A 20,704-nucleotide genomic window follows, 5' to 3' on the forward strand; every position below is an offset into this window, starting at 1 on the left:
TTTAGAAGTCAATGGTCGCGGACAACTCAAAGGTACGCGGCGCACCCAGGCCCAGGCTGGACAACAGCGGCGTCCCCCAATAGGCCTTGTTGGTCACGTTGTTCACACTCCCACGCAACGTCACCGGTTGGCTGGCCACCCGGGTGCTGTAGCGTGTGCCCAGGTCGTAGACCGTGTAGCCCGGTATCGACTGGGTATTATCGGCGCTGATGTATTGCTTGGACACCGAGGTGGTGTTGGCCGTCAGTGTCAGGCCTTCGATGACCGGGGTGTCCCATTCCACACCCAGCTTGCCCTGCAGCCGGGGCTGGCCAATGGCGGTCTTGCCCTCGTTGGTGCCGCCCGGGGCCTTGGTGATTTTCGGGTCGACATGGGCCACACCGCCCATCAGGCGTACGTCGTGCAGCGGCGAGCCGAAAAAGCCCCACTCGACCCCTCGGTTACGCTGCTCGCCACCAAAGGAAAAGATATTGGTATCCGGGTCCAGGTAGCTGCTGGGGCGGGTAATTTCATACAGACTCAGGGTGTGGGTGAAGTCACCGAGGTCTACCTTGAGGCCTACTTCCTTCTGCTTGGACTTGTAGGGGGCGAACACGTCACCGAAGTTTTTCGCCGTCATCGGTGCCGCCGCGCCCTCGCTCAGGCCTTCGATGTAGTTGGCATACACCGACACCTGGTCGGTGATCTTGACCAGCAGTGCCGCTGCCGGGGTGGTGGCGCCTTCGTCATAGCGGTTGGTGCGTGCGCCGGTGGATGTGCTGAAGCTGTCGGTCAGCACTTGCTGGCGACGTACACCCAGGGTCAGTTGCACCCGGTCTTCGAGAACCGACAGTGTATCGGCCAGGCCATAGCTGGTCAGGCGGCTCTTGGTATGGGCAATGTACGGGAAGCTCTTGGCCGCAGCTGGCCCCCACTGTGGGTGGTAGATGTTGGTGACCCAGTCCGCGCCCGGCACCGAGCGGCGCCCGTAGTCCTTTTGAGTGTCGCCGTAGTGTGTGGCATTGAGGGTCCATTGATGCTTGATCGCGCCAGTGTGCAGGTTGCCCTTGAGGCCGACCTCGCCGGAGGTTTTCTCCAGGTCCATTTTCAGCTGGCCCATGGAGGTCTTGAAGTCACCCGCGTCGTTGAACACCGTCGCCATCATGGTGCCGCTGTACTCGTAATGGGTTGTGCTCATGCCATACGCCGCATAAGCCATCAGGTTGTCGCTCAGGTCGAACTCACCGCGCACGATGGCCCCCCGGTCCGTGGTTTGCACATAGGCCCAGTCAGGGTTGAGCAGGGTGTCGGCCTTGGGCGGTTTGGGCACGGCCACGCCGGAAGCCAGGTTGATACCGCGGTTCTGCCCGCGCACACGGTCTTCACTTTGATACAGGTCGGCAGACAGCCGCACGCGTTCACCGCGCCAGTCCAGGCCCAGGGACGTGAGCTCGGCTTTCTGCCGCTGGTGGTTGATTGCGCCGTCACCGTCACGGTACACACCGTTGAAGCGTACGCCGAATTGCTGGTCTTCACCGAAGCGCCGGCCCACATCGAGATGGCCACCGAACTGCGCATCGGACATATAGGTGCCCGTCAGCCGTGTCAGCGGTTCGTCGCCGGCCCGTTTGGGTACCAGGTTGACCGCCCCTCCGACCGAGCCTCCCGGCGGCATGCCATTGAGCAAGGCCGACGGGCCCTTGAGCACTTCGATACGCTCATACATTTCCGGTGAAATCCGGTAATACGGGGCCACCCCAAACAGCCCGCCCATCATCACGTCGCTGATATTGCTGGCGAAGCCACGGATAGAGTAGTTCTCACTGAAGGTCCCGGTCAGGCCGTTGCTGAACACCGAGGGATCGGTCGCGGCAATCACCTGGGTGATGTTCTGTGCCTGACGGTCGGCAATGTACTGCTCCGTATAGCTGATGGTACTGAACGGGGTTTCCATAAAGTCCTTGTTGCCCAGCAGCCCAACCCGGCTGCCATAGGCCACCTGCCCGCCTGCGTAACCGGGCGGCAAGTCGGCCGGGGTGGCCATATGGCCCTCAACCATCGTGGCAGGCAGCGTTGATGCGCCGGGTTCTTTCTCGTCGGGGATGGTCTCGGCATGGGCTGCCAGGCTTGTCATGGCCAGCGTCAGCAACACGGCATGTACCGCCGTGGCGGTACGGTTCAGGGCAAAAACTGCGCGCGGGGGCGCAATGCGGGTAGGAAAATGACAGTGACTCACGTGAAGACTCCGTTGGACTGGCAGGGAATGGTTTTTGTTAATCTGAATCTAAGGAATGGTTTTAATGAGAATCGTTATATGACCAGAAAAATGCCTGGCAGCCGCCTTCAGGCGTTAGCCCTGATAGCCCTTGATCACATCGTCGATTACCAGTTTCAGGGCGGTCGGACTGGCACCTGTGACGTACCAGGCCTGGGGATCGACAACGATCACCCGGCCGTTTTTCCAGGCGTTGGTCTGGCGCAGCAACGGGTTGCCCAGGCTCTCGATAGCCATTGCCGGGCGGTGTTCCATTACCGCCGTACGGTCCACGATGTAGATGATGTCGGGGTTGGCCTGCTGGATAAATTCGCTGGATACCGGTTGCCCATGCAGCCCCGCCTCTGCCGTAGGGCTGGCGGGTTTGACACCCAGGCCGGTGAAAATAAAGCCGTAGCGCGACTGCACGCCGAAGGAGCTGAACGCGCCGTTGTTATGCAGCACCACCAGCGCTTTTTCAGGGCGCCCGCGGGTGATGCCTCTCGCCTCCTCGACTTTCGCGTCCAGTGCCCGGGCTTTTTCCTCCGCGAGCCCCTGTTTGGCGAACATCTGCCCCAGGGTCAGCAGGTGCTGCCTGATCACCTCGATATGGCGGGTCTCGCTGTCACGATAATCGACATCGAAATGAACGGTCGCGGCCATCTCGCTCAAGGCTTGATAGTGGTTGGCCTGCAGTGAGGTGATCAGGATCAGGTCCGGCCTGGCGGCATGTACCCGTTCCAGGTTGGGCTGCACAATCGACCCCAGATCCTCGACACCCGGTGCATCCCGATAGCGGGCGAGAAAGTGCGGGATGAAATCCTTGGGCATGCCCGCCACGGGGACACCCAGTTGATCGAGGAAGTCGACTTCATTCATGTCCAGTGCAACCACCCGCTGCGGTACACGTTCAATGACCGTGGTGCCCAACTGGTGTTGCACCGTAAGCGGCGCAAAAGGCGTCTGCACGGCTTGCACAGCGGTGGCGGCCCGTGGGGGCTCTGCCGGTTTGTCATTGCAGCCCTGCACTGCCACGGCCGCGCCGAGCAGCAGGGCCAACGGCCATAACCGATCTTTGTTGTGGATTATCATTTCGCGTCTCTTTCCAGGGGGTTGAAGTAGTTGCACAGGCGACCGCGCGGGCTGTGGGTGATCTCGAAGTCCAGCCCGTAGAGTTCGCCCAGCCGCGCTTCGGTGATCACCTCGTCAACGCTGCCGGCGCAATGCACCGCGCCCGCCTTCATCGCAACGAAGTGATCGCAGTAGCTGGCGGCAAAGTTGATGTCATGCACCACCAGAATCACCGTGCGCCCCTGTTCGTCGCACAAGCGGCGCAGCGCCCGCATAATCTGTACGGCGTGCTTGATATCGAGGTTGTTCAGCGGCTCATCGAGCAGCAGGCAATCGGTTTGCTGGGCGATGGTCATGGCCAGAAAGGCCATCTGCCGCTGCCCGCCGCTGAGTTCGTCGAGGTAGGCATGGCGCAGCGCTTGCAGCGACAGAAAGGCGATGGCCTCGTCGATGATCCGTTGATCTTCGCCGGTCAACACACCACGGCTGTATGGGAAGCGCCCGAAGGCAACCAGTTCCTCCACCCGAAGGCGCAGGTTGAAGTCCGGTGACTGGCGCAAAGTGGCCACGCGCCTGGCGTAATCGCCAATCGCGATACCCGCGACCCCACGCCCCTCGATGCGTACTTCACCGGCCGTGGGCTCCATCAGCCGCGCTATCATCATCAACAGCGTGGTTTTGCCCGCGCCGTTGGGGCCGATCAGCGCCGTCAGTTGCCGGGGCGGGAAACTCGCGTCGACACCGCGTAGTACGGTCTTGCTGCCATAGGTTTTATGGATGTCGTGAACAGTGATCATGGAGCTCCTCGGGTACGCACCATCAACACCAGGAAATACCCGCCGCAGACCAGGTTGACGAGAATGCCGACGGTGGTTTTGTAGTTGAAGACATGCTCGACCAGCAGTTGCGCAACGATGAAAATGCCGATGGCAATCACGCTGCCCAGCGCCAGCGTGACCCGGTGCCTGAAGGTGCGGGCCAGCGCATAGGTGATGTTCGCCACGAAGATGCCCATAAACGCCGTGGGCCCCAGCAGGCTGGTTGAGACCGCCACCAGTGCCGCAATCAGCGCCAGGTGCAGGCGCACGCTGCGCCGGTAATCGACCCCCAGGGACATGGCCTGGTCGCGCCCCAGCGCCAGCACATCGAGGGTTACCAAGGTTCTGCTGCCCACCAGGCACACAGCGCCCACCAGCAGCCCCGCAATCAGCAACTGCTGCGGCTGGACGCGGTTGAACGAAGCCAGGCTGAAGCCCTGCAAAACCGAAAACTCGCCGGGGCTGACCTTGAGCTGGACAAACTGGGTGAACGTGCCTATCACCATCGTCAGCACCAGCCCGACCAACAGCAGGAAATACACGTTGCTCTTGCCGTTGCGCAGCAGGTAACGATGGATAAGCCACGAGTAGCCAAGCAACAGCAGCACAGACACCATAAAGTTGCCGTTACTGCCCAGTAACACCGCACTGTCGGTGCCCAGCAACAGCACCAGCAAGGCTTGCAAGAGCAGGTAAATGGCCTCGTAGCCCATGATTGCCGGGGTCAGTATCCGGTTGCCGGTGAGGGTCTGGAACGTGATCGACGACCAGGCGATGCACACACCGCCAATCACCATGGCCATAAGCCGGGCGATCCGCTTGGGGATTACATAATCAAAATCCATGCCCGCCCCCAACAACACGAAGGTCAGCGCCAGGGCCGCCACCAGAACCCACACCCCATGCCGGGGTTGCAGACGCCTCATCGGTGCCTCCAGATGATCAGCGCCAGGAACAGCACACCGCCCACGCTGCCTGCCATCAAGCCGATAGGCACTTCAAACGGGTAAATCAGCAGCCGTCCGAGGATGTCGCACACCAGCAGCATTGACGCGCCGCCCAGGGCAACGATGGGCAGCGTACGGCCCAGGTGGTCGCCATAACGCAGCGCCACCAGGTTGGGAATGACCAGCCCGACAAAAGGAATCGCCCCTACCGTGATGACTGTGGCTGATACCGTGACCGCCACCAGCAGCAAGCCCAGGGCAACGTTTGCCGAGTAGTTCAGGCCCAGGCTTGTAGCCATGCCCTCACCCATGCCCAGCACGGTGAAACGGTGGGCATACAGATAGGCCAGGGCAACAATCGGCAAGATCAGGTAGATGATCTCGTAGCTGCCCTGCACCACCCTGGAAAAGTCGCCCAGCAGCCAGCCCTGCATGCTTTGCATGATGTTGTGGTGGTAGGCGTAGAACTCGGCAATGGCGCTCAGCACGCCGCCATACATCAGGCCGATGACCGGCACCAGCACCGTGTTTTTGAATCGGATCCGGCGGATGATCACGACAAATATCAGCCCCGAGGCGAAACAAAACACCAGCGCAAACAGCATGCGCCCTGTCATGCCGGCGCCGGGCATCGCTGCCAGCGATACCAGGATGCCGAGCCTGGCCGCATCCAGCCCGCCCGAAGTGCCTGGCTCGACGAACTTGTTGTGCACGATGTGTTGCAGGATCACCCCGCACACTGCCAGGCCAGCCCCGGTCAGCACCAGCGCCGCCAGGCGCGGCAAGCGGCTGGCCGTGAGCGTCAGCCAGGCATCGCCCGACAAGGACCACAGCTGCGACCACTCCAGTTGCCGGGCCCCCACCAGCAGTGATGTGACGCAGAGCATGGCAAATACCCCTAGCCATCGTGCCCGCATCATTGCAGCTCACTGCCGCTTGCCACCCGCCAACCCTTGGCAGCCCGACGCTGTTCAAGAAACTTCGCGTAACGCCCCTTGGCGGCAAGCAGTGCCGCGGGCGTGCCCTGCTCGACCACCCGGCCGTGATCGAGCACCACGATCCGGTCGGCCATCGACACCGTAGACAGTTGATGCGCAATGACCACCAGCGTGCGCTGCCCGCGCAACCTGGCCAGTGTCCGGGCGATCACGTGCTGATTCTCGGCATCCAGCGCCGCAGTGGCTTCATCCACCAGCAAGATGGCCGCCTCCTTGATCAGTGCGCGTGCAATTGCAATACGCTGGCGCTCACCGCCCGACAGCCGTGCACCACCCTCGCCCACCGGTGTGTCGAGGCCTTGCGGCAAGCGCCCGACAAGTTCGCCAAGCCCGGCCTGCTGCGCCGCTTCGAGGATTTCGTCAGCATTGGCGGTGGGTTTGCCGATGCGGATGTTGTCGGCAATGCTGCCCTGAAACAGGTAACAGTCCTGGAATATCTGACTGATCTGACCCGCCAACTGGCTGTCGGACATGTGCCGCACATCCACACCACCCACGAGCACGCACCCTTCGCGCGCATCGAAAAACCGTGCGATCAGCCGTACCAGCGTGGTCTTGCCCGAGCCCGAAGCACCGATCAACGCTGTCATGCTGCCCGGCTCAATACGCAGGCTGACATCATGCAGCACATCGGCCTGATCGGGCGCGTAAGCCATGCTCACTGCGCGCAACTCTATAGAGCCATCCCGTGGCGGTTGTGGCTGATCCGGCTCCGGCAAGGGCCGGGCGGCAAAGATGGCCTGCACCGCGTCAAGTTGACCGCTGGCACTGCGCAGGATCTCGGCATAACCGGCCACGTCCAGCAACGGCTCGATATAGCGGCTGCTCAACAACAGCGCAACGACTACCGCAATCACCGAAGCGTTATCCCGCGTGTCGCCCATCAGGCCGTTAAGCCACAAGGCGGCTGCGATCAACAGGGCCGCAAAGATCACCTGCACGACCCAGGTATTGAGTACCACCGAAAGCGATGACTGATAGATCAGGCGCAGCCCGGACTGGCGCTGGCGCTCGAGCGCCTGTTCCAGCAACTGCGTCCCGCCCCCTTCGCCATTGAACGCGCGCAGTACCGATTGCGCCTGGGCAAACTCGACCATGCGCTGGCTGGCATCCGCGAAGTGCCGCTGGAAAGCCCGGTCAGTACGCTGCCCCAGGCGCGCGCTCAACAGCAGCGCCCCTGCCAGTACCGCAAGCCCCAGCAGCGCAATCAGCCCCAGTGGCCAATGCACGGCAAACAGTGCGGCGACGATCACCAAAGGCGTCACCGCGCCACTGATCACAGGGGTAAAAACGTGCGCCGGCAACTGCGCCACCGCCATCATGCCCTGGGTAATTACATGCCCCAGATGGCCGGTGTTCTGCGTCGTAAACCAGCCCAGGGGCAATCGCGCCACATGGTCGCCGATGCGCTGGCGCGCCCCCTGCAAAAGGGCCACGCCCACCGCGACACCGGCGCGCTCCACCCGGCGCCGGCAGGCCCAGCACACAGCCATGCCGGCAAGCGTCAACAGCAGCCACAATGCTGCACCTCGTAGATCGTTAGCGAGCAAATGCCCCAGCACCGGTACCAGGGTGGTAAGTGTCAGCCCGCTGAGCAAACCATAAAACACTGCCATCCAGACATAACGATGCAGCACGGGCGCGTCGTCGCCCAACAGTTCTACCAAGGGTTTCAGCATGACGGCACCGCCAGTTCTGCAGAGAATGAGTAGTCGCCCTGCGCCCACAGGCGGGCATAAAGGCCCTTGCGGGCAAGCAGTTCGCCGTGGCTGCCCTGCTCGTGAATCGTGCCGTTGTCGAGCACGATGATCTGGTCGGCATGCATCACGGTGTCGAGCCGGTGCGCGATGACCAGCAAGGTGCGGCCGCCGGCAAAACGCGAGAGTGCATCCTGGATGGCCACTTCACTTTCGGCATCCGCCGCCGCCGTGGCTTCGTCGAGCACCAGCACGGGCGGATCGAGCAACACGGCACGGGCGATGCTCACCCGCTGCAACTCACCGCCGGAAAACTGCGCATCCTCACCCACCACCGAGTCATAGCCACGCGGCAGGGCAACAATGCGCGCATGGATATTGGCCGTGCGCGCAGCATCCTCAATCTGCTGGCGGGTGGCCGTTGGTCTGCCCAGGGCAATGTTGTCGTGCACACTGGCGTGGATCAGCCGCACCTCCTGCAATACAAAACCGATATGCCGGTACAGGGTTGCCGTCTCAATCTGACGCAGATCCACACCCCCCAGGGTGATACGCCCTTGCGTCGGGTCAAAAAAACGCAGCAGCAGGCGCGCCAGGGTTGACTTGCCGGCGCCGGAGCACCCCACCACAGCGGTGGTCGTGCCGGGTTTGAGAACCAGGTTGATGTCCGCCAGCCCCCGGCCCGCGCTTTCATAGCAGTAGCCAACGTGCTCAAAACCAATTTCGCTGCCCCGGGGCATCTGCTGCATGCCCGGTGCCGGTTGCTCCAGCACCGGTGTATCGAGCAGGGCCTGCACACGCCGGGCCGCACCCACTGCATTGTTGAGGTCATGGGTGATGTAGTGCAGCAACAGCAAGGGGCCACACAGGCCCGGAGTCACCAGGGCGAACGGCAGCACATCCAGCGCAGCGATCCAGCCCAATGCCACGAACAGGGTGCCGAACGCCAGTACGCCGCCCAGCACCGCGACCGGCGCGATCATTGCGTTGGCATTGGCCATCGAACCCACCAGCGGGCGAGTGAAACCGACAAAAGCCCGGGCGAAGGCATCGACGGCCTCACGGTAACTGCCGTGTGCCTTGCCGACAGCCCCGAACGACTTCACTACCGGGATGCCATTGACGAACTCGACCACGGCATTGTCGATACGCCCCATGCCCTCGACAAACGCCTGCATGTTGCTCTCGCTGGCTTTCATGGCGCGGGTAAAAAACAGGAAGAACCCCGGGAACGGCAGGATCGAGACAATTGCCATGCGCCAGTCCATTACAAACAGGTAGACCAGCGAGAACACAATGGCGCCGACCGCTCGCCCCACGGTGGTGTAGAAATGCGCCGTCAGACTGTGCAGGGTATTGATGTCATCCTGCATCGCCTGCTTGACCTCACCCGAGCCCCGGCTGGTGAACCAGCCCAAGGGCACGCGGCTCAGGCGCTGCACAATGGCCAGGCGCAGGTGGTGGGTAATACGGTTATCCGCCAGATGGGCCAGCAGCTCCCCGGTGGATATCAACAACATGCCCGCGCACAGACTCGCCACGCCGACACCTACTGCCCGCCACACCTCATGAGCAGTGATTGCGTTGTCACCCAGAACCAGCCCGGCGACATGCGCAATACCTGCCAGCGGTACCAGCGTCAGCATGGCGCCAACGCCCGCAAGCAGGGCGGCAATCAGCAGCCGCCCACGAATCGGGTGAAGCACCTGGCTGACAGGGCCACGCATCTTGGGTGTGGCCGCAGCCGTGTGAGGAGTTTCCATGCCAGTCAAACATCCGCAATGTCATAAGAATGGAAGGCCACTGGCATTCCGGTTAAGCGCAAACAAGGGGGGTGTGTGCGCAACTGATAGTGGCTCGCAAATGAGAACCTTAATTAGTTGCATGACTATAAACTAATTTGCGAAATGCTGACAAGACAGCTACAAGACACTCCTCACCGATCAAGGAACGGCCATGAACGCCTCACAACCACCCGCGACCCGCGGGCGTCCTCGCACCATCACCCGCGAGCGCATCGTCGAAGCAGGCATCGAGATCGGCCTGCCGGGTATCACTTTTGTCGGCGTTGCTGCCGCTTTGGGGGTCAGTCATATGGCGCTTTACAAGCATGTTGCCAATCTGGAGGCGCTGAAGAATCTGATCGCCGAAGAGATCTTCACCCGCTGGCAGATACCGCGGGTCGACGCCGATCAGCGTGGTGAACTCAAGGACTACCTGACGGTGTTTGCCACCTCGGTGCGCCTGTTTGTAAAAGCCCACCCCGGCCTGACGCCCTACGTGATTCGCCGCTTGGCGGCGACCCAACCGATGCTCGCCAAGATCGACGAGCATCAGAGCCATATCGCCCAGGTCTACGGCATTACCAAGGCGCAGGCCCGCTGGCTGCTGGCAACCGTGGCCTTCCACGGAATTGCCGTAGCCGACACGGTGTATTCAGTCACCGGCCAGCCCGTTGAAGAAGCCCAGCGCCTGGCCGAAGAAATCGAGATGGAGGCCGAGCTGGACCGCGGCATGCGTGCACTGATCGTTGGCGCACTGGTGCTCATGGATGAAGAGGAATTCCAGGCAAAGCCATAGGTTTGACATCATGTAAATCAATAACTTGCATATGATTGTTCATGTAAATCATTTTGTTTGCGCCGTCATTGCCAGGGAACTACTGAGCGAAATCGAGTCCAATCAGGTTCATGTCGTTCAGGATCTAGATGATGAAAACGCAGGCACACCGATGAGCAGTAAAACCAACCACGGCTGGGCCTGGGCGTACCACAAGATTCGCGGCCTGCAATGCACACGGGTGACATCGGCCTACAGGGCCACCCTTTATGTGCTGCGTGGCGATACAGGCACCTTCCACAGCGATGCCAGTTGGCAAAAAAACCGCATCCGGCGCTAGTATGCAGCCATTACTTATGGCGCAATTTTTGACATGTCCAAGAAGCAAACCGCAGAAAACCCGGCAGCTACGGCAGCTGGCATAGAACAATCGATCCAGGCCCTCAACAAAATGGCCGAACGCCTGTGGGGTGATGGCCGCGAAGCCGAGGCCAAGGCCCTGATCGACGCGCTTGATGCTCTAAATCGGGCGCTGGACCGGATCCGGATTGGCGAAATCGGCCGGGCGGCGACGCTTCACTGATGCCGATACTGGCTAAGAGCCATTAACCCCGGTGAAAAATCTGAGGCGTTGCGGTATAGATAGCGTTCATCCCCAGAATATGGACATTCAATGAACGCTTCCAAACTCTCGTCTGCGCTGTACTGTGCCGTGGCCATTTCACTGTTGAGCGGCTGCGCGGCCTCGGTTAAAAGCGGTGGCAGCCCCATGCTGCCGATCCAGGCAACGGCCAAGCAAAACCTGCGCGTCAACTTTGAAGGCAACAGCAAGGTTCAACAGAACGAGGACTGGCCCCTGCTGAAGCAAGAATGGAAGGAGGCCTTGCATGCCGAAGCCTCTGCAGAGGGCTACCGCCTTGCTGAGTCCCAACTGCTCAGCCTTGATGGAAAAGACGGTGTGGGCATCAAGATCAATGTAAGCAACTTCCGCTACATCACGCCGGGTGCACGGTATGGCGCAGGCATCATGGTGGGGAATGCCTGGGTCAACTCAAGTGCAGACTTCACCGACCTGAAGACCGGCCAGTTGCTGGGGACCCGGACCTACGATACGTCATCATCGGCCTGGGAAGGCGTCATGTCGGCCATGACCCAGGAGCAGGTCGAAGCCATCGCCCGGCAAATCATTGCCGATATCAAAAGCGCCAAGGCCTATTGACCTTTTGCCCCGCAAGCGGGCCCTTATACCTCAAGGGCCAGTAGCACAGCGCTTTTTATCACCCCCGGTTTCAACACCGGCGCTACCGATATCACCCTGCAAGTGATATAGGGCGCACTTTGCGACTAGGCTGCATACGGAACAGACCTCCAATAAGAACAATCGAGTGTCGTGAGCCGCCATGAACATTCTCTACGATGAACGCGTCGACGGCGTCCTGCCGGACGTCGATAAAGCCGTATTACTGCGCACCTTGCGCACACGCTTGCCAAACCTTGAAGTCCTGCATCAGCGTGAAGAACTCAAGCCCTACGAATGCGACGGGCTTAGCGCCTATCGCACCACGCCCCTGCTGGTAGTGCTGCCACGCCAACTGGACGAGGTACAGGGCGTGTTGCGCATCTGCCATGAGTTGCGCGTGCCGGTGGTCGCACGCGGGGCCGGTACCGGCTTGTCCGCAGGGGCATTGCCCCTGGAAAAAGGCGTGCTGCTGGTAATGGCGCGCTTCAACTCTATCCTTCATATCGACCCCGACGCCCGCACTGCACGGGTTCAGCCCGGTGTGCGCAACCTGGCCATTTCCCAGGCAGCGGCGCCGTATGACCTGTACTACGCGCCGGATCCGTCCTCGCAGATTGCCTGCTCGATCGGTGGCAACGTCGCTGAAAACGCCGGTGGCGTGCATTGCCTCAAGTACGGTTTGACCGTGCACAACCTGCTAAAGATCGAAATACTGACCGTTGACGGCGAGCACCTGACCCTGGGGGCGGATGCCCTCGACTCCCCCGGTTTCGATCTGTTGGCACTGTTTACCGGTTCCGAAGGCATGCTCGGGGTCATTACCGAGGTCACGGTCAAACTGTTGCCCAAACCGCAAACCGCCAAAGTGTTGCTGGCAGCCTTCGACTCGGTTGAAAAAGCCGGTCGCGCCGTGGCTGACATCATCGCCGCCGGCATCATACCCGCAGGGCTGGAGATGATGGACAACCTGGCCATCCGCGCCGCCGAAGATTTTATTCATGCTGGTTACCCGGTCGAGGCCCACGCCATCTTGTTGTGCGAACTCGACGGCGTCGAAGCCGATGTACATGACGATTGCGCGCGCGTGCGCCAGGTGCTTGAACGGGCTGGCGCCAGCTCCGTGCGCCAGGCCAGGGACGAAGCTGAGCGGGTGCGCTTCTGGGCCGGGCGCAAGAACGCTTTTCCCGCCGTAGGTCGCCTTGCGCCGGATTACTACTGCATGGACGGCACCATTCCGCGCCGTGAGTTGCCCGGTGTACTGCAGGCCATTGCCGGATTATCGACCCACTACAACCTGAGAGTGGCCAATGTGTTTCATGCCGGTGACGGCAATATGCACCCGCTTATTCTGTTCGATGCCAATCAGCCCGGGGAACTTGAGCGCGCCGAAGCCCTGGGCGGCCAGATCCTTGAGCTCTGCGTCAAGGTCGGTGGCAGCATTACCGGCGAACACGGCGTAGGCCGCGAGAAGATCAATCAGATGTGCGCGCAGTTCAACAGCGATGAACTGACCCTGTTTCATGCCGTCAAGGCCGCCTTCGACCCCGGCGGCTTGCTCAACCCCGGCAAGAACATCCCCACCCTGCATCGCTGCGCCGAGTTGGGCGCCATGCACGTGCATATGGGGCAACTGCCCTTCCCCGAACTGGAGCGGTTCTGATGCGCAGTGCAGACAATGTCGATACCAGCGCCCTGTTGCTGGAGCAGGTCAGTCAGGCGCTGCAATACGCCACCCCGCTACGTATCCAGGGCGCCAACAGCAAAGCCTTCCTTGGCCGCAGTGTGCCCGGTGAAGTGCTCGACACCCGCGGCCATCGGGGCATTGTCAGCTATGACCCCACCGAGCTGGTGATCACCGCACGCTGCGGTACGCCTCTGATGGAGCTGGCGCAGGTGCTGGATAAAGCCGGGCAAATGCTGGCCTGCGAACCGCCCTCTTTCGGTGCCGCCACGGTCGGTGGCATGGTTGCCAGCGGCCTGTCGGGGCCGCGCCGGCCCTGGTCAGGTTCGCTCAGGGACTTTGTCCTCGGCACCCGGGTGATCACCGGGCACGGCAAGCATTTGCGTTTTGGCGGCGAAGTCATGAAAAACGTCGCTGGCTATGACCTGTCCCGATTGATGGCCGGCAGCTACGGCGCACTGGGAGTCATCACCGAAGTGTCACTCAAGGTGCTGCCCAAGCCGCGGCAATCCCTGAGTATCAGCCTGGAACTGGACACGGCGCGAGCCCTGCTGCGCCTCGCCGAATGGGGCCGGCAACCGCTGCCGATCAGCGCTGCCTGCCACGATGGCCAGCGCCTGCACCTGCGCCTGGAGGGTGGCGAAGGCTCGGTGATGGCGGCTCACGAACGCCTGGGCGGCGAGCGCCTGGACGCTTCGTTCTGGACACGGCTCAACGAACACCAATTGAGCTTCTTCGATGAGGGCCAGCCCCTCTGGCGCCTGTCCTTGCCCAACAACACCCCGGAACTTGAGCTGCCCGGTGAGCAGTTGATCGATTGGGGCGGTGCCCAGCGCTGGCTCAAGTCGGATGCTGAGGCGAGCTTTATCCGCACGGTTGTAACCGAGGTCGGCGGCCATGCCACCTGCTACAGCCACGGTCTTGTCGACAGCCCGTTCCAGCCGTTGCCGGAGGCTCTGATGCGCTACCAGCGTAGCCTCAAACAACAACTCGACCCGCAGGGTATTTTCAACCCCGGGCGCCTGTACGCGGAGCTTTGAACCATGCAGACCACGTTGAGCGAACAGGCCCGCCAATTGCCCCGCGCCGGGGAAGCTGAACGCATCCTGCGCAGTTGCGTGCACTGTGGTTTCTGTAACGCCACCTGTCCGACCTATCAGTTGCTCGGAGATGAACTGGACGGCCCGAGGGGGCGTATTTACTTGATCAAACAGGTACTGGAAGGCAATCAGGTGACGCAGAAAACCCGACAGCATCTGGACCGTTGCCTGTCTTGCCGCAATTGCGAAACCACCTGCCCCTCGGGCGTCGACTACCACAACCTGCTGGACATTGGCCGGGCAATGGTTGACGCCCAGGTACCCAGATCGCTCGGGCAACGCTTGCTGCGTCAAAGGCTGCGCAGCGTCATACCCAATGCGGGTCGGTTCAGGTGGCTACTGCGCAGTGGTCAGATCTTGCGCCCCTGGCTGCCCGCAGGCCTGCAAGACAAACTGCCAGGCCAGGTCCCCGCGCCCGGGCTGCGACCGACCACCCGCCATGCCCGGCAAGTCCTGCTGCTCGAAGGCTGCGTGCAACCGAGCTTGTCACCCAACACCAACGCAGCAGCGACCCGAGTGCTGGACCGATTGGGCATCAGCGTGATTCCTGCCCGAGAAGCCGCTTGCTGCGGTGCAGTGGACTACCATCTGGACGCCCAGGCCGCAGGACTTGATCGCGCCCGGCGCAATATCGATGCCTGGTGGCCGGGGATTGAACAAGGGGCCGAAGCAATCGTGCAAACCGCCAGCGGCTGCGGTGCCTTTATCAAGGAGTACGGCCACCTGCTCGGCAACGACCCGGCCTATGCCGAAAAAGCTGCCAAGGTCAGTGCGCTGGCCAGGGATCTGGTTGAAGTGCTGCGCGACGAGCCACTGCACACCCTCGGTGTGCACAGCAATCAACGGCTGGCGTTCCACTGCCCCTGCACCTTGCAGCACGGGCAAAAACTCGGCGGCGCGGTTGAAGGCATTCTCACCCGGTTGGGGTTCAACCTGACCGCGGTGCCCGACAGCCACTTGTGCTGCGGCTCGGCAGGCACTTATTCGCTGACCCAGCCCGAACTGTCCCGGCAACTGCGCGACAACAAACTCAACGCACTGGAAAGCGCGCACCCCGAGGTTATTGTCACGGCCAATATCGGCTGCCAGGCACACCTCGACAGTGCAGGCAGAACCCCGGTGCGGCACTGGATCGAGCTGGTGGAGGCGGCGTTGCCCTAGCCTGAAATTGCCCCATAAAAATCCGCCATGTGCTGCCACATCGCAATCGGGTTGGAATACATCGGGAAGTGGCCGCAAGCCGGGATCTGCCCCAGGCGTACGCCGTGAGCCGCGATATGCGGCAGGTAGGACAGTGACGCGTTCTGGTCGCCAAACATAAACATCTTCGGGCACGGCAAGCCGAGAAACTTGCCCATCAGGTTGGCGTTATCGGACAGCTCGACCATCGACTCGAAAATCCCCCGCACCGCTTGCACACGCACCTTGTGCCTCAGGTTCGCGGCATACAGGGCACTGGCATAGGCCGGGGCATGGCGGGCACGCTCGATAAAGGCCGTAAAAAACAGCTCAGGATCATCACTCGGGCAGTCGATGATCTGACGGCTGAGAAAGCAGTCCTCGGGGGCAATATTGCCTTCGATATCGACAAAACTGAGTACCCGCTGCGGGAACTGATGGGCCAGCATCAGGGCGGTCAACCCGCCCATGGAATGGCCCACCAGATGGAAGCGTTCGATGCCGAAATGCTCGAGCACTTGCAGCGCCGTTTGCTGCAAAAAAGGGATGGAAACCCGGGCAAGATCACTGCACCCGCTGTCACCACACCCCGGCGCATCGTAGGCCAGAAAGGCATGCCCGGCGAACTCCGCACGCAGCGCGATATCGGCATAGTCTTCCTTGCTCGAACCGAAGCCATGCAGAAAGACAATCGGTGCCAGTTCCCCTTCTCGGTGAAGAGCGGCAATAGTCAAGTGCACACCCTCTACCTCCAGCGGCACTTGGGTATGGGCAAAGGTTGCGGGTACGGGCACGGGCATGACTCCTGAAGCGTTAAGGCGGCGGACCAATGTCAGGCACATCGGCCCTGGTGTAAATGCCTAAGGCCAGAAGGTTTACATAGGCCAAACCTATCAAAAACATCATGCCTTGGCGCTTAAACGAGCAATGATCGCCTCTATCAGCGGGTTCGACCGATTGGCATTCCACGCCACGGCAGTGGTCACCACGTTGAGCTTTTCGCTCAGTGCACGGAATACCACATTGGCGGGAGCCAGCTTTTTCAGGGACGCAGGCACCAGCGCAATACCCTGGCCATAGCTGACAAAGGCGATTTGTGAGGCCACGGAACGCACTTCGTGCAACACCCGCGGGGAAAAGCCGCTAGCCCGGCAGGTGGCAATCAGATTGTCGAAATACACCGGGCTGACCTTGCGCGAAAACATCACCAGAGGCTCATTGGACAGGCTGGCCAGGCTGATGCGCGTGCGCGCTGCCAGCGGGTGATCACTGGGCAGGGCCAGCATCAGGCGGTCCTCCAGCAGCGGCAGTGACTGGATTGAGTCCCCCAGATCACCGTCCAGACGGGCAAACGCCAGATCAATATCCCCCGCCTCCAGCGCCGGCACCGCTTCGACGCTGTCAATTTCCCGCACCGAGACGGTCAAGTGCGGGTAATCCTCCTTCAACCGCTCGATCAGGCCCGGCAGTACATCAAACATGGCCGTGGAAATTGCGCCAATGGTCAGCATCCCCGACTGCCCCGCCAGCGCTTCATCCACGGCCAGCTCCAGACGCTCCAACTGCTCGGCGAACTTGCGTACGGCCGGCAGAATTGCCGCCCCCACCGGCGTCAGCTTGGCACCGCGCCGCGAGCGCTCGAACAGTTTGACCTTGAGCGCTTGCTCCAGCACCTGGATCTGCTCGCTCAGCGGCGGCTGGGACATGCCTAGGCGCTTGGCGGCGCGGCCGAAGTTCTGCTCTTCGGCGACGGCCAGAAAGAGCCAGAGGTGACGGATCAGACGGAAATTGATCATGGTTTTTCCATAGGTTTAACGTATCCAAAGCTTACGTGAACAGGAATATACCTATCAAACAGCCTCGCCGACACTGAGCACCTACACCACCACTGAGGCTGCGCGATGACGCTCAAAAGCACGACCGACAGGACTGTACTCCAGCGTCTGGCGGCACTGGACAGTAATACCGTGTCCGATGCGCTGGATTTTCTTGGTCTGGCAGGGGCCACTGTGGGGCTGCGGCCGCTGTGGAACTGCCCGCCGATCGTTGGCCGTGCCAGTACCGTACTGTTGGCCGCAAAGACCGACACGGTGCCCAGCGCCCACCTGATCACCCCGGTGGTCGAACACATCAACACGAATGATCGGGTGCTGGTGATCGCCGGCGGTATCGAGGGCATCTCTTGCTGGGGCGATATCCTTGCCAATGCGGCGCTCGCCAAACAGGTGCGAGGCACCATCATTGACGGTTGCAGCCGCGATATTGATGGCAGTGCGGCAATCGGTTATCCGGTTTACGGCCGTGGCGTCACCATGATCAGTGCGCGCAATCGCGTGATGCAGATAGCGGCCGCCGTGACCATCGAAGTCGCCGGGGTCAATGTCAGCGAAGACGACTATGTGATCGCCGACAACTGCGGCACGGTGTTTGTGCCCCAGGCCCATATCGCTCAGGTCGTCGATCTTGGCGAACGTATCGCCCGGCGTCAGCAAGTCATGCTCGACGCAGTACGCAGCGGTCGCTCCGTAGCCGTAGTCATGCATGACAGCCAGTTTGAAGCCATCCGCACGGAGCACGCCTGATGAACCCTGAAGATCAAGCACTGGTCGCCCTGTTTGAGGGCCTGGACACCCCGGGGGTTTCCGATGCCCTGGACAAGCTCGGCCTGCCCGGCCAATGCCTGGGCGTGATGCCGCTGGGCAACTACAGCACGGTTATTGTCGGGCCGGCATTCACGGTGCAGTACGTCCCGGCCAGTGTGCCTGCCGGGACCGTGGGCGACTTTATCGAGCAAGTTCTGCCCGGTGACGTAGTGGTGATCGACAATGCCGGGCGCACCGACTGCACCGTATGGGGCGACATCATGACCCAGTACGCCGGCAGCCGAAACATCGCTGCCACGGTTATCGACGGTGTTTGCCGTGACGTGAACAAGGCGCTGGGAGACGGTTATCCGATCTTCAGCAAGGGCCGCTTTATGCGCACCGGCAAGGACCGTGTCCAGGTGCAGTCGATCAACCAGCCCGTTTCCATTGGCACCGCCCGCGTCTGTGCCCGTGACATCGTGGTGGCCGACGCCAATGGCGTAGTGATCGTACCCCGCGCCCATGCCGCACAAGTGGCCGCCTGTGCGCGGCAGATTGAAACCGTCGAAGCGCAAATCCGTACCTTGATCACTCAAGGCCAGACCCTTGCAAGCGCCCGCGCTGCACTGGGCTACCACAGCCTGCAGAGGAAAGCCTGATGAGCACACTCGCCCTGCCCCTGAACTACCACGAACGGGCCAGAATCCTCGGCAGTTCGACCCTGTATGAGGCATCACACCTGGCCTGTGCCGTGGATAGCGGCATCCGCCCGATCTGGGATGACGCCTTTATCGCCGCGCCGGCGTACCCGCTGCAATGCGCTCCTGGCGATAACCTGGCCCTGCACCTGGCCCTTGAACAAGTGCCCCGCGGCAGTGTGCTGGTAGTGGGTACCGGTAATTTTATTGCCGGTTACTGGGGCGAAGTCCTTACCGTTGCGGCACAGGCAGCCGGTGTGGTCGGCCTGGTCATCGACGGCGGGGTACGTGATATCGCGGCCTTGAAGGCGCGCCGGTTTCCGGTATTTGCCCGCGGCATCTCGGTCAGAGGCACCGTCAAGGCCAGCGCCACCTCGGTCGGTCAGGCTTTCAATTTCAACGGCGCAGAGGTGGCGCCGGGGGATCTGCTGGTGGCTGACGATGATGGTGTGATCATCATCCCCAAGGCACACGCCGCACGTACCTTCGCCGAAGGCGAATCCCGTGCCGACAAGGAAGCCCATATGATGCAGGCACTGACTGAAGGCCGCTCCACGCTCGAACTGATGAACCTGACTCACTGGAGACACCGCCCATGAGCAGCGATATCCAGCGGCTCAACCGGCACCTGGCAAGCGCCCTGCCCTCGGCCACCTATCGGATCATCGACCGTGTTGCAGAGCGCCGCGCCCAAGGCGCCACGATCATTTCACTGTGCGCTGGCGAACCGGACTTCGATACGCCCGAGCCTGTGCGCGACGCTGCAATCCGCGCCATAGGCCAGGGCCACACCCGCTACACCCAGGTCGCTGGCGCACGTTCACTGCGAGAAGCGGTGGCGGCCAAATTCCGTGGTGAAAACGGCCTGGATGTCGGCTGGCAGGACACCCTGGTCTGCAACGGTGGCAAACAGGTGATCTACAATGCCCTGGCCGCGACCCTCAATGAGGGAGATCAGGTCATCATCCCGGCGCCTTACTGGGTCAGTTATCCCGAGATGGTTCAGTTATGCGGCGCACAAAGCTGCTTCGTGACCTGCCACGCAGCGTCCGGTTTCAAGCTGACCGCAGCGGCACTGGCAGCGGCAATCACCCCGCAAACGCGCTGGCTGATCCTCAACTCGCCCTCCAACCCGACGGGGGCGGTGTACAGCCGCGACGAGCTGGCGGCACTGGCCGATGTGCTGCTGGCCCATCCTCATGTATTGATCCTGGCGGATGATATCTACGAACACCTGATCTTCGATGATCAGCTGTTCCATACCCTGGCCCAGGTTGAACCACGCCTGGCAGCGCGCACCCTGACCATGAACGGCGTGTCCAAGGCCTACGCCATGACCGGCTGGCGTATCGGTTTTGCCACAGGCCCGCGCTGGCTGTTGCAAGCCATGGAAACATTGCAAGGCCAGCAGACTTCGGGAGCCGGCTCAATCTCGCAGCAGGCCGCTCTCGCCGCTCTGGAAGGCCCCAAGGACTTTATCCACAGCAGCCGTATCGCGTTCCAGAAGCGCCGCGACCTGATGGTCGACCAGCTCAACAGCATACCGGGCCTTGAATGCACCAGCCCGGCAGGCGCCTTCTACGCGTTCGCCTGCTGCGCCGGACTGATCGGCCGCACCTCGCCCGCAGGCAGGGTGCTGTCCACCGATGAAGACGTGGCCCTGGCCCTGCTCGACGAAGCCGGTGTAGCCGTGGTGCATGGCAGCGCCTTTGGCCTGGGGCCCTATATCCGTATTGCCTATGCCCTGGATGACGCCGTGTTGCGCCGGGCCTGCGAGGCGATCAGGAGGTTTTGCATGGCTGTGCGTTGACGTGCAGCAGGATTGGCCGGCCCCGGAAAACATTAAATTCCATTAAACGCATGGCTTGAGTTGAAACTCACACATCAACCAGGCCTGC

General features: G+C 61.5%; 20 protein-coding genes. 11 read left to right on the forward strand and 9 right to left on the reverse strand.

Features of this window, described 5'->3' with window-relative positions; translation table 11 throughout:
- Position 1: 1 nt before the first annotated feature.
- The 7 genes from ACP7BE_RS04730 to ACP7BE_RS04760 all read right to left on the reverse strand — a co-directional run bounded on the left by ACP7BE_RS04730 (position 2) and on the right by ACP7BE_RS04760 (position 9,527).
- On the reverse strand, positions 2 to 2,215 hold the full coding sequence (locus ACP7BE_RS04730; protein WP_426104941.1) for a TonB-dependent receptor: 2,214 nt from the start codon (positions 2,213 to 2,215) through the stop codon (positions 2 to 4).
- 114 nt (positions 2,216 to 2,329) lie between these two features.
- The gene (locus ACP7BE_RS04735; protein WP_426104943.1) at positions 2,330 to 3,325 is read right to left on the reverse strand and encodes a siderophore ABC transporter substrate-binding protein; all 996 of its coding nucleotides are present in this window, start codon (positions 3,323 to 3,325) and stop codon (positions 2,330 to 2,332) included.
- The gene (locus ACP7BE_RS04740) at positions 3,322 to 4,101 is read right to left on the reverse strand and encodes an ABC transporter ATP-binding protein (RefSeq protein ID WP_095018525.1); all 780 of its coding nucleotides are present in this window, start codon (positions 4,099 to 4,101) and stop codon (positions 3,322 to 3,324) included. Before ACP7BE_RS04740 ends, ACP7BE_RS04735 begins: the two co-directional genes overlap by 4 nt.
- Positions 4,098 to 5,048: an iron chelate uptake ABC transporter family permease subunit gene (locus ACP7BE_RS04745; protein WP_426104946.1), complete on the reverse strand. Its 951-nt coding sequence runs from the start codon at positions 5,046 to 5,048 to the stop codon at positions 4,098 to 4,100. Before ACP7BE_RS04745 ends, ACP7BE_RS04740 begins: the two co-directional genes overlap by 4 nt.
- On the reverse strand, positions 5,045 to 5,986 hold the full coding sequence (locus tag ACP7BE_RS04750; RefSeq protein ID WP_095032134.1) for an ABC transporter permease: 942 nt from the start codon (positions 5,984 to 5,986) through the stop codon (positions 5,045 to 5,047). The genes ACP7BE_RS04745 and ACP7BE_RS04750 overlap by 4 nt, the downstream gene beginning before the upstream one ends.
- Complete coding sequence (locus ACP7BE_RS04755) at positions 5,986 to 7,746, reverse strand: ABC transporter ATP-binding protein (RefSeq protein WP_426104948.1); 1,761 nt, start codon at positions 7,744 to 7,746, stop codon at positions 5,986 to 5,988. Before ACP7BE_RS04755 ends, ACP7BE_RS04750 begins: the two co-directional genes overlap by 1 nt.
- A complete protein-coding gene (locus tag ACP7BE_RS04760; protein ID WP_095000133.1) occupies positions 7,740 to 9,527 on the reverse strand; it encodes an ABC transporter ATP-binding protein in 1,788 nt (595 codons plus the stop codon). Before ACP7BE_RS04760 ends, ACP7BE_RS04755 begins: the two co-directional genes overlap by 7 nt.
- Before the next feature lie 193 nt (positions 9,528 to 9,720).
- Here ACP7BE_RS04760 and ACP7BE_RS04765 point away from each other — a divergent pair, with 193 nt between their 5' ends.
- From ACP7BE_RS04765 to glcF, 7 genes are all read left to right on the forward strand, one after another.
- Positions 9,721 to 10,344: a TetR/AcrR family transcriptional regulator gene (locus ACP7BE_RS04765; RefSeq protein ID WP_095023357.1), complete on the forward strand. Its 624-nt coding sequence runs from the start codon at positions 9,721 to 9,723 to the stop codon at positions 10,342 to 10,344.
- 151 nt (positions 10,345 to 10,495) lie between these two features.
- Positions 10,496 to 10,663 (forward strand): hypothetical protein, encoded by a 168-nt coding sequence (locus ACP7BE_RS04770; RefSeq protein WP_165446467.1) that lies wholly within the window; start codon positions 10,496 to 10,498, stop codon positions 10,661 to 10,663.
- A 33-nt stretch (positions 10,664 to 10,696) separates the two neighbouring features.
- The gene (locus ACP7BE_RS04775) at positions 10,697 to 10,906 is read left to right on the forward strand and encodes a hypothetical protein (RefSeq protein ID WP_095000131.1); all 210 of its coding nucleotides are present in this window, start codon (positions 10,697 to 10,699) and stop codon (positions 10,904 to 10,906) included.
- 90 nt (positions 10,907 to 10,996) lie between these two features.
- Complete coding sequence (locus tag ACP7BE_RS04780; RefSeq protein ID WP_095000130.1) at positions 10,997 to 11,542, forward strand: DUF4410 domain-containing protein; 546 nt, start codon at positions 10,997 to 10,999, stop codon at positions 11,540 to 11,542.
- Positions 11,543 to 11,723: 181 nt separating this feature from the next.
- Entirely contained in the window at positions 11,724 to 13,223 is a 1,500-nt protein-coding gene (gene glcD, locus ACP7BE_RS04785; protein ID WP_095026212.1) for a glycolate oxidase subunit GlcD, read from the forward strand.
- The gene (gene glcE, locus ACP7BE_RS04790; protein WP_150628853.1) at positions 13,223 to 14,284 is read left to right on the forward strand and encodes a glycolate oxidase subunit GlcE; all 1,062 of its coding nucleotides are present in this window, start codon (positions 13,223 to 13,225) and stop codon (positions 14,282 to 14,284) included. Before glcD ends, glcE begins: the two co-directional genes overlap by 1 nt.
- Positions 14,285 to 14,287: 3 nt before the next feature.
- Positions 14,288 to 15,505, forward strand: coding sequence for a glycolate oxidase subunit GlcF (glcF, locus tag ACP7BE_RS04795; protein ID WP_426104953.1), 1,218 nt, complete (start codon positions 14,288 to 14,290; stop codon positions 15,503 to 15,505).
- Here glcF and ACP7BE_RS04800 read toward each other — a convergent pair.
- Complete coding sequence (locus ACP7BE_RS04800) at positions 15,502 to 16,317, reverse strand: alpha/beta fold hydrolase (protein WP_240055604.1); 816 nt, start codon at positions 16,315 to 16,317, stop codon at positions 15,502 to 15,504. The two genes, glcF and ACP7BE_RS04800, sit on opposite strands and share 4 nt — an antisense overlap.
- Before the next feature lie 108 nt (positions 16,318 to 16,425).
- Positions 16,426 to 17,319, reverse strand: a complete 894-nt coding sequence (locus tag ACP7BE_RS04805; RefSeq protein ID WP_095018516.1) for a LysR family transcriptional regulator — start codon at positions 17,317 to 17,319, stop codon at positions 16,426 to 16,428.
- A 105-nt stretch (positions 17,320 to 17,424) separates the two neighbouring features.
- Here ACP7BE_RS04805 and ACP7BE_RS04810 point away from each other — a divergent pair, with 105 nt between their 5' ends.
- From ACP7BE_RS04810 to ACP7BE_RS04825, 4 genes are read left to right on the forward strand one after another with little or no spacing between them, the layout of a single operon-like run.
- Positions 17,425 to 18,105, forward strand: coding sequence for an RraA family protein (locus ACP7BE_RS04810; protein ID WP_150628855.1), 681 nt, complete (start codon positions 17,425 to 17,427; stop codon positions 18,103 to 18,105).
- Complete coding sequence (locus ACP7BE_RS04815) at positions 18,105 to 18,767, forward strand: RraA family protein (RefSeq protein ID WP_150628856.1); 663 nt, start codon at positions 18,105 to 18,107, stop codon at positions 18,765 to 18,767. The genes ACP7BE_RS04810 and ACP7BE_RS04815 overlap by 1 nt, the downstream gene beginning before the upstream one ends.
- A complete protein-coding gene (locus ACP7BE_RS04820; RefSeq protein ID WP_150628857.1) occupies positions 18,767 to 19,405 on the forward strand; it encodes an RraA family protein in 639 nt (212 codons plus the stop codon). Before ACP7BE_RS04815 ends, ACP7BE_RS04820 begins: the two co-directional genes overlap by 1 nt.
- Entirely contained in the window at positions 19,402 to 20,616 is a 1,215-nt protein-coding gene (locus tag ACP7BE_RS04825; protein WP_146540910.1) for a pyridoxal phosphate-dependent aminotransferase, read from the forward strand. The genes ACP7BE_RS04820 and ACP7BE_RS04825 overlap by 4 nt, the downstream gene beginning before the upstream one ends.
- The last annotated feature ends 88 nt before the right edge of the window (positions 20,617 to 20,704 follow it).

The organism is Pseudomonas sp. TWR1-1-3, from assembly GCF_049896805.1.
Lineage (GTDB): Bacteria > Pseudomonadota > Gammaproteobacteria > Pseudomonadales > Pseudomonadaceae > Aquipseudomonas > Aquipseudomonas bubulae.

What these genes read in the sequence shown, in the direction of transcription:
- ACP7BE_RS04735 (WP_426104943.1), bottom strand. Translation starts at nt 3,325, where the DNA reads ATGATAATCCACAACAAAGATCGGTTATGGCCGTTGGCCCTGCTGCTC.
- ACP7BE_RS04740 (WP_095018525.1), bottom strand. Translation starts at nt 4,101, where the DNA reads ATGATCACTGTTCACGACATCCATAAAACCTATGGCAGCAAGACCGTA.
- ACP7BE_RS04745 (WP_426104946.1), bottom strand. Translation starts at nt 5,048, where the DNA reads ATGAGGCGTCTGCAACCCCGGCATGGGGTGTGGGTTCTGGTGGCGGCC.
- ACP7BE_RS04750 (WP_095032134.1), bottom strand. Translation starts at nt 5,986, where the DNA reads ATGCGGGCACGATGGCTAGGGGTATTTGCCATGCTCTGCGTCACATCA.
- ACP7BE_RS04755 (WP_426104948.1), bottom strand. Translation starts at nt 7,746, where the DNA reads ATGCTGAAACCCTTGGTAGAACTGTTGGGCGACGACGCGCCCGTGCTG.
- ACP7BE_RS04760 (WP_095000133.1), bottom strand. Translation starts at nt 9,527, where the DNA reads ATGGAAACTCCTCACACGGCTGCGGCCACACCCAAGATGCGTGGCCCT.
- ACP7BE_RS04765 (WP_095023357.1), top strand. Translation starts at nt 9,721, where the DNA reads ATGAACGCCTCACAACCACCCGCGACCCGCGGGCGTCCTCGCACCATC.
- ACP7BE_RS04770 (WP_165446467.1), top strand. Translation starts at nt 10,496, where the DNA reads ATGAGCAGTAAAACCAACCACGGCTGGGCCTGGGCGTACCACAAGATT.
- ACP7BE_RS04775 (WP_095000131.1), top strand. Translation starts at nt 10,697, where the DNA reads ATGTCCAAGAAGCAAACCGCAGAAAACCCGGCAGCTACGGCAGCTGGC.
- ACP7BE_RS04780 (WP_095000130.1), top strand. Translation starts at nt 10,997, where the DNA reads ATGAACGCTTCCAAACTCTCGTCTGCGCTGTACTGTGCCGTGGCCATT.
- glcD (WP_095026212.1), top strand. Translation starts at nt 11,724, where the DNA reads ATGAACATTCTCTACGATGAACGCGTCGACGGCGTCCTGCCGGACGTC.
- glcE (WP_150628853.1), top strand. Translation starts at nt 13,223, where the DNA reads ATGCGCAGTGCAGACAATGTCGATACCAGCGCCCTGTTGCTGGAGCAG.
- glcF (WP_426104953.1), top strand. Translation starts at nt 14,288, where the DNA reads ATGCAGACCACGTTGAGCGAACAGGCCCGCCAATTGCCCCGCGCCGGG.
- ACP7BE_RS04805 (WP_095018516.1), bottom strand. Translation starts at nt 17,319, where the DNA reads ATGATCAATTTCCGTCTGATCCGTCACCTCTGGCTCTTTCTGGCCGTC.
- ACP7BE_RS04810 (WP_150628855.1), top strand. Translation starts at nt 17,425, where the DNA reads ATGACGCTCAAAAGCACGACCGACAGGACTGTACTCCAGCGTCTGGCG.
- ACP7BE_RS04815 (WP_150628856.1), top strand. Translation starts at nt 18,105, where the DNA reads ATGAACCCTGAAGATCAAGCACTGGTCGCCCTGTTTGAGGGCCTGGAC.
- ACP7BE_RS04820 (WP_150628857.1), top strand. Translation starts at nt 18,767, where the DNA reads ATGAGCACACTCGCCCTGCCCCTGAACTACCACGAACGGGCCAGAATC.
- ACP7BE_RS04825 (WP_146540910.1), top strand. Translation starts at nt 19,402, where the DNA reads ATGAGCAGCGATATCCAGCGGCTCAACCGGCACCTGGCAAGCGCCCTG.